This is a genomic window from Aeromonas sp. ZOR0002 (assembly GCF_963866995.1).
GTDB classification, from domain to species: domain Bacteria; phylum Pseudomonadota; class Gammaproteobacteria; order Enterobacterales; family Aeromonadaceae; genus Aeromonas; species Aeromonas caviae.
This window is the reverse complement of sequence record NZ_CAWMFQ010000175.1, coordinates 5,313-11,044: the sequence shown is the minus strand read 5'-3', so window position 1 is coordinate 11,044 and position 5,732 is coordinate 5,313. Positions and strand designations below refer to the sequence as shown.

5 protein-coding genes and 1 pseudogene are annotated in these 5,732 nt (G+C 68.0%); 3 read left to right on the top strand and 3 right to left on the bottom strand.

What is annotated here, in order from left to right; translation table 11 throughout:
* The 3 genes from AACR77_RS23140 to AACR77_RS10255 all read right to left on the bottom strand — a co-directional run.
* The coding region (locus tag AACR77_RS23140) for a Type 1 glutamine amidotransferase-like domain-containing protein (RefSeq protein WP_231563201.1) at positions 1 to 340 on the bottom strand (340 nt) is incomplete at its 3' end.
* Between the two features lie 120 nt (positions 341 to 460).
* Positions 461 to 1,072: a response regulator transcription factor gene (locus tag AACR77_RS10260; protein WP_042881246.1), complete on the bottom strand. Its 612-nt coding sequence runs from the start codon at positions 1,070 to 1,072 to the stop codon at positions 461 to 463.
* Between the two features lies 1 nt (position 1,073).
* Entirely contained in the window at positions 1,074 to 3,005 is a 1,932-nt protein-coding gene (locus AACR77_RS10255; RefSeq protein ID WP_042881244.1) for a sensor histidine kinase, read from the bottom strand.
* Positions 3,006 to 3,264: 259 nt separating this feature from the next.
* Between AACR77_RS10255 and dsrO the strand changes: the two genes are divergently transcribed.
* From dsrO to AACR77_RS10240, 3 genes and pseudogenes are all read left to right on the top strand, one after another.
* The gene (gene dsrO, locus AACR77_RS10250) at positions 3,265 to 4,053 is read left to right on the top strand and encodes a sulfate reduction electron transfer complex DsrMKJOP subunit DsrO (RefSeq protein ID WP_042881242.1); all 789 of its coding nucleotides are present in this window, start codon (positions 3,265 to 3,267) and stop codon (positions 4,051 to 4,053) included.
* Positions 4,043 to 5,149: an NrfD/PsrC family molybdoenzyme membrane anchor subunit gene (nrfD, locus tag AACR77_RS10245; protein ID WP_042881240.1), complete on the top strand. Its 1,107-nt coding sequence runs from the start codon at positions 4,043 to 4,045 to the stop codon at positions 5,147 to 5,149. Before dsrO ends, nrfD begins: the two co-directional genes overlap by 11 nt.
* Positions 5,149 to 5,732, top strand: a pseudogene (locus AACR77_RS10240) (tetrathionate reductase subunit TtrA); the annotation flags it as partial. The gene nrfD and the pseudogene AACR77_RS10240, both read left to right, overlap by 1 nt.

Sequence of the window (5,732 nt, the reverse complement as noted above, 5' to 3'; positions counted from 1 at the left end):
CCCGCTCGCGCACCGCACGCTGGATGGGGACCACCAAACCATACTCGTGCAGCCGCTGGTTCAGGAGCCAGGTATTGCCGCCGCTGATGAAGATGGCGTCGGCCCGGTTGATGGCATCCACCGGATCGTCGAAGTGATGGATGCTGATGGCGTCCACCCCCAGACTCTCGGTGAGCTCCCGGGCACGGGCATCCCAGTCGCTGCGGATCACCGCGTAGGGGATGAGCAGGATGCGCTTGACCTGGTTGCGAGCGAGCAGGGCTTGCACCCGGTCGCGGGCCCAGCCGAGCAGGCCGGGGTGTTCTGTGGTTTTACCGTTGCTGAGCAGAAGCAGTTCCATGATGTGTCCTCGAAACAAGGCGCAGGACCCGAGCGATCCTGGTGAAGAGAAGAGGGCACTCTACCGCCATCGAAGCGCCAAATGTGTGATCCCGGCCCGTTTTGTACGGTTGCAGGCCACTCAGGGTTGTTCGTTCACCTGCGCGTAGCGCAGCAGCATCTCGGCGAGGGAGTTCACCGCCAGGCGTTTCATCAGGCTGGCGCGGCACACCTCGACGGTGCGCACCGAAATGCAGAGATCCTGCGCTATCTGCTGGTTCTTGTGGCCCCGGGCGATGAGCTGCAACAACTGGCGTTCGCGCGGGGTGAGGCGCTCAAAGGCGGCCAGATGGGCGAGGCGGGTGGCCGCCGCCTGCGTCGCCTGCTCGGCCCGCTCGATGGCGGCGAGCAGGGGGGCCAGCTGCACCGGCTTTTGCAAGAAATCCACCGCCCCCAGCTTGAGGGACTCCACCGCCAGCGGCACCTCGCCGTGGCCGGTGAGAAACAGGATGGCGATGGGGCTCTGGACCGCCTTCAGCCGCTGTTGTACCTCGGGGCCCGACATCCCCGGCATGCGGCAGTCGAGGATGAGGCAGGCGGGCTGGTGCAGGTCGACCTCGGCCAGAAAGCGCTCGCCATCGGCAAAGCTGAACAGCTGCCGCTCGTCGCAGCTCTCCAGCATGAAGCGCAGGGAGTCGAGCACGGCCTCGTCGTCGTCGACCAGATAGAGCGGGGGGCGGGAGGGGGAGGTCATCTCAGTTCCTCGGCATGTCGGTGGATGAAGGGAGGGTTTCGGGTGGCGGCACGGGCAGGATGACCCGGGCCAGGCAGCCGTGGGGGCTCAGGTTCTCCAGGCTGAACTGGCCGCGATGGCTCTCGACCACCTCCCGGCAGATGGCGAGCCCCAGCCCCATGCCATCCGGCTTGTCGCTGTAAAACGCCTGCTGCAGTTCGGTGGCGGGGACCCTCAGGCCGACGCCGTTGTCGCGGATCTCCAGCAGCAGGCTCTGCGCCTCGAAGGCGATCAGCAGCTCGACCCGGGCAGGCTCCTGTGCCGGTGCTTGCACAGGGGGGTGAGCAGGGGAGTGAATAGCGGCGCGCGCCCTCTTCGCTGCACTCTCGGCGCCATTCTTGATGAGGTTGACCAGCAGCTGTTCCATCCCGGTGCCGTCCAGAGGTAACGGGCGTGGCTGGCCCCGCCAGTGCAGGGTGAAGGGGACGTCGAGGGGCGCCAGCATCTGCTCCAGCAGGGGGTGCAACTCCGCCACCAGGGTGGGCAGGTCGCAAGGCGCGAAGCGGGGAGGGCGCTTTTGCAGTCGGGCCCTGAGGCGGTTGACGGTCTGGGTGATGCGCTGGACCTGGAGCCCTATCTGCTCCAGGGCCTGACGCAGGGAGGCCTGGGCGGCAGACTGTGCCGGATCCTGTGCCAATTTGTCCAGCCGCAGCAGTGCCCCCTGGCTGTAGTTGGCGATGGCGCTGAGGGGCTGATTGATCTCGTGGGCCACGTTGGCGCCCAGCTCGCCCAGTTCGGCGAGCCGTCTGGCCTGTGCCAGCTGGCGTCCCTTCTGCTCGAGCTGGTGGCGGGCTTTGAGCAGCCGGCGCTGGCTGCGGTTGAACAGGTACTGCAGCAGCAGGTGGTGGCCCCCCAGCAGCAGTACCAGCACCAGAGCACCCCAGCCCCACTGCTGATGCTGGCGCAGCCAGTGCCAGGCCGCTTGCCACCAGGGGCCCTGCAGCGGGTGGCGATCCAGCGCCTTGAGCAGGCGGTCGATGGCAAGCTCGCTGGTGGGCACGGTCCAGCCCGCCGAATCGGCGGCGATGGCCGCCTCGCTATCAGCGGGCAGATCGTACAGCGCGCGGGTCACCGCCAGCGCCAGCGCGGGGGAGGCCCGTTCTGTCTTGGCGAAGGACCAGTTGGGGTAGAGCCGGGTCGAACTCTGGCAACCAAAGCCGGCCGGCGCCTGATCGTCCAGCACCCGAAACGCCCCCTCCGCGACCTTGCCCTCCCGCTCCATGCGCTCCAGCTGACACACCGGTACGATGGCGGCGGCCACCTCCCCTGCCGCCAGCCGCTCGATGAGCCGGTCCAGCGGAAAGCCGGTGAACTGCACGGTGGAGAAGAAGCGTTCCAGCCGAACTCCCTGTTCGCCCGCCTCGAAACGATAGGCGAGGTAGCCGCCGAAGGCGTTCTCCGAGACGGCAGCGACCGCTTGCCCCTCGAGGTCACGCCAGTGTCGGTAGGGGGCCTGGGCAGGCACCACCAGGGCGGCGCCGATGGCGAGATTGTCCCCCCCGGCCGGGCTCTTGAGGGTGGCGAGCCAGGCCAGTGGGTACTGGCGCGCCAGACTCACCGACTGGCCCGGGTTGGTGATGACGAAATCGAGGTGCTCGCGGGCGACGGCCTCGGCCAGTTCATCGAGCCCCAGCGGATGCAGCACGAAGCGATGGTCGGGCACGCGCTGCGCGAGCCAGCGCAACAGCGGTTGCCACTGGGCTCTGGCCAGGGCCGGGCCGCGGGTTGCCAGCACGCCGATGCGTATCGGCTCTGCCATGGTCTGCACCGGCGTGGCCTGGGATGGGGCGGATTCCTGTCGGACTGGCGCTGGCGAAGAGGGGGGCGGGGCGGCCTGCACCCGCAGCGGCAGGGCTGACAGGGCGAGCCAGAGCAGCAGGCTGAGCAGGGGCAAGGGGACTGGGGCGTGCAGGGGGCTCTCCTCTCGATGTAAAGGGGGCAGTCTATCACCGGGGCGCGCGCTTGCACGCGAACGGGGGCCGGGAGGGGGAGCAAACGCCGCCCCTGTCACAGTTCAGCAGGGCTGGGGCATTTTTTATTGCGCTGGATCAACCCGGCTCCCGGTATGTGGAAAACCACAATAGAGGCGACTTCCTGCGTTGAGGACAATCGGCCCAACCCCTTTCAAGCAGCTCAGCAGAAGGAAAGACGCCATGGAGCCCAGCAAGCGCCGATTGTTATCCGGGATCGCCGCCCTCACCGCAGGGGCGGCCCTGATCCCCGTCACCCAGGTTCAGGCACAGTCCGTTCCCGCTCCCCGCAACGGGCGGGCGGCCATCAGCCGGGGGGATGGCCGCAAGCGTTACGGCATGCTGATCGACCTGCGCCGCTGCGTCGGCTGTCAGGCCTGCACCGTGGCCTGCACCATCGAAAACCAGCCTCCACTCGGCCAGTTTCGCACCACGGTGAGCCAGTACGAGGTGAGCGACGTGGCCGCCCTCGAGGCTCCCGCCTCCCTCTTGATGCTGCCGAGGCTGTGCAACCAATGCGCCGAGCCCGCCTGCCTCGATGTCTGCCCCACCGGCGCCACCTTCCAGCGCGATGACGGCATCGTCGTGGTCAACAACGACTGGTGCGTCGGCTGCGGCTACTGCGTGCAGGCCTGCCCCTATGATGCCCGCTTCATCAACCACGAGACCAACACCGCCGACAAGTGCACCTTCTGTGCCCATCGGCTGGAGGCGGGGCTCTTGCCCGCCTGCGTCGAGAGCTGTGTCGGCGAGGCGCGCATCATAGGCGACTTGAACGATCCCAAGAGCCGGATAAGCCGCTTGCTGCGCGAACACGAGCCGGCGCTCAAGGTGCTCAAGCCCGAGGCCAATACCCAGCCGCGGGTCTTTTATCTCGGCATGGACGAGGCCTTCGTCAGCAAGGTCGACGGCAACCCGGCCCTGCGCACCCTGCTCACCGACGATGGCAAGGAGATAGCCCATGGTCATTAACGAACTGCTGGCCCCGGCTCAGCCCATCACCTGGCTGCCCTGGGCGGTGCAATATTTCTTCCTCATCGGCCTCGCCTACGGAGCCCTCTGGCTCGGCGCGTCTGAGCTGTGGCGCAAAGCGCCGGACCCGCGGCTGCAGACCCTGGCGGCGGTGCTGATGGTGGCGGCCGGCCTGGTGGCCCCCATCGCCCTGACCGCGGATCTGCACCAGCCGGCCCGGGCCTGGCACTTCTACGCCCAGACGCGTTTTGGCTCCGTCATGTGGTATGGCGCCTATCTGCTGCCGCTGTTCAGCCTGCTCTCCATGCTGTTCGGCTGGCTGCTGCTAAGGCCAGCCCTGGCCCGGCGTGGCGCAGAAGGGGACAAGATAGCCCGCCTTGCCCGGCTGCTCTGCCTGGGAAGCTGGTCGGGGCACGTCTGGCTGCGGCCCCTCTCTTTGCTGGCCGCCCTGAGCGGGCTCAGCATCGCCCTCTACACCGGGCTCGAGACCATGGCGGTGGCGGCGCGCCCGCTCTGGCATACCCCCTGGTTGCCCTGGCTGCTGACCCTGAGCGCCGTGCTGGGGGCCCAGAGTGCCCTGCTGCTGCTCAACCGCTTGTTGGCGGGTTGGCATGCCCAGACCGAGTCGACCCTGCTGCGCCAGAGTCGCTGGACGTTAGGCCTGCTGGCGCTCTCCCTGCTGGGCTGGGCCCTGCTTGGCGGTGCCTCGGCGGCAGAGGCTGCAGCCCTCTATCGGCTCGACCCGAGCTGGCGGCTGGCGGCCCACTGGTTGTTGCTGACCCTGGGGCTGGCCGGCCTGCTGATGCTGTTGCGGCGAAGGATCTCTGCCCGCCTGGCACTCTGGGGGCTGGCGCTTCTGGGGCTGCACCTGGTGTGGGGCCTGCGTTGGCTGGTGCTGATCCAGGGGCAGCTCGCACCCAAATACGGTGCCGGCGTCTACCTCTATGAAATCGCCTGGGGCCCGGCCGGTGTGCTCGGCATTCTCGGCACCTTCGGTCTGCTGCTGGCCCTGCTGGTGGCCCTCTCGGAGCTGGTGCGCCCCTCTGTTTCCTCTGCCATCAAGGCACCCACTCTTTTTGCACGCGAGGCACTCTGATGGATCACAGCAAACGCACGTTTCTCAAGGGCGCCGCCATCGCCGGTGGCACCGGATTGTTTGTCGCCGGTTACAGCGACACCCTCAAGCAGGTGGCGAGTGGCATTGCCACCGGCAGCTCGGGCCACCCGACCCGGGATCCCATCCATGGCAACTCGCTGGCCGTGGAGTACCGGGTTGACGAGCGGGGGGAGCTGCACCCCAACCCGGCCCAGCGGGTTGCCAACACCATGTGCCTCGGCTGCTGGACCCTGTGCGGGGTACGGGCCCGCATCGACAACGAGCGCGACCAGATAGTGCGGATCCTGGGCAACCCCTATCACCCCCTCTCCGCCCGCCACCACATCGACTTCAAGACCCCGGTCAAGCAGGCGCTGCTCGCAACCAGTGGCTACCAGGAAGGGGGGCTGGACGGGCGCTCCACCGCCTGCGCCCGGGGCAACGCCATGCTGGAGCAGCTCGACAGCCCGCAGCGGGTCACCCGTTGTCTCAAGCGGGTGGGGCCCCGTGGCAGCGGCCGCTGGCAGAGCATCCCCTTCGAGCAGCTGGTGGCCGAGGTGGTGGAGGGGGGCGATCTGTTTGG

Bases quoted from the DNA above. Each gene is read 5' to 3' on its own strand.
- AACR77_RS10260 (WP_042881246.1), bottom strand. From the start codon at position 1,072: ATGACCTCCCCCTCCCGCCCCCCGCTCTATCTGGTCGACGACGACGAG.
- dsrO (WP_042881242.1), top strand. From the start codon at position 3,265: ATGGAGCCCAGCAAGCGCCGATTGTTATCCGGGATCGCCGCCCTCACC.
- nrfD (WP_042881240.1), top strand. From the start codon at position 4,043: ATGGTCATTAACGAACTGCTGGCCCCGGCTCAGCCCATCACCTGGCTG.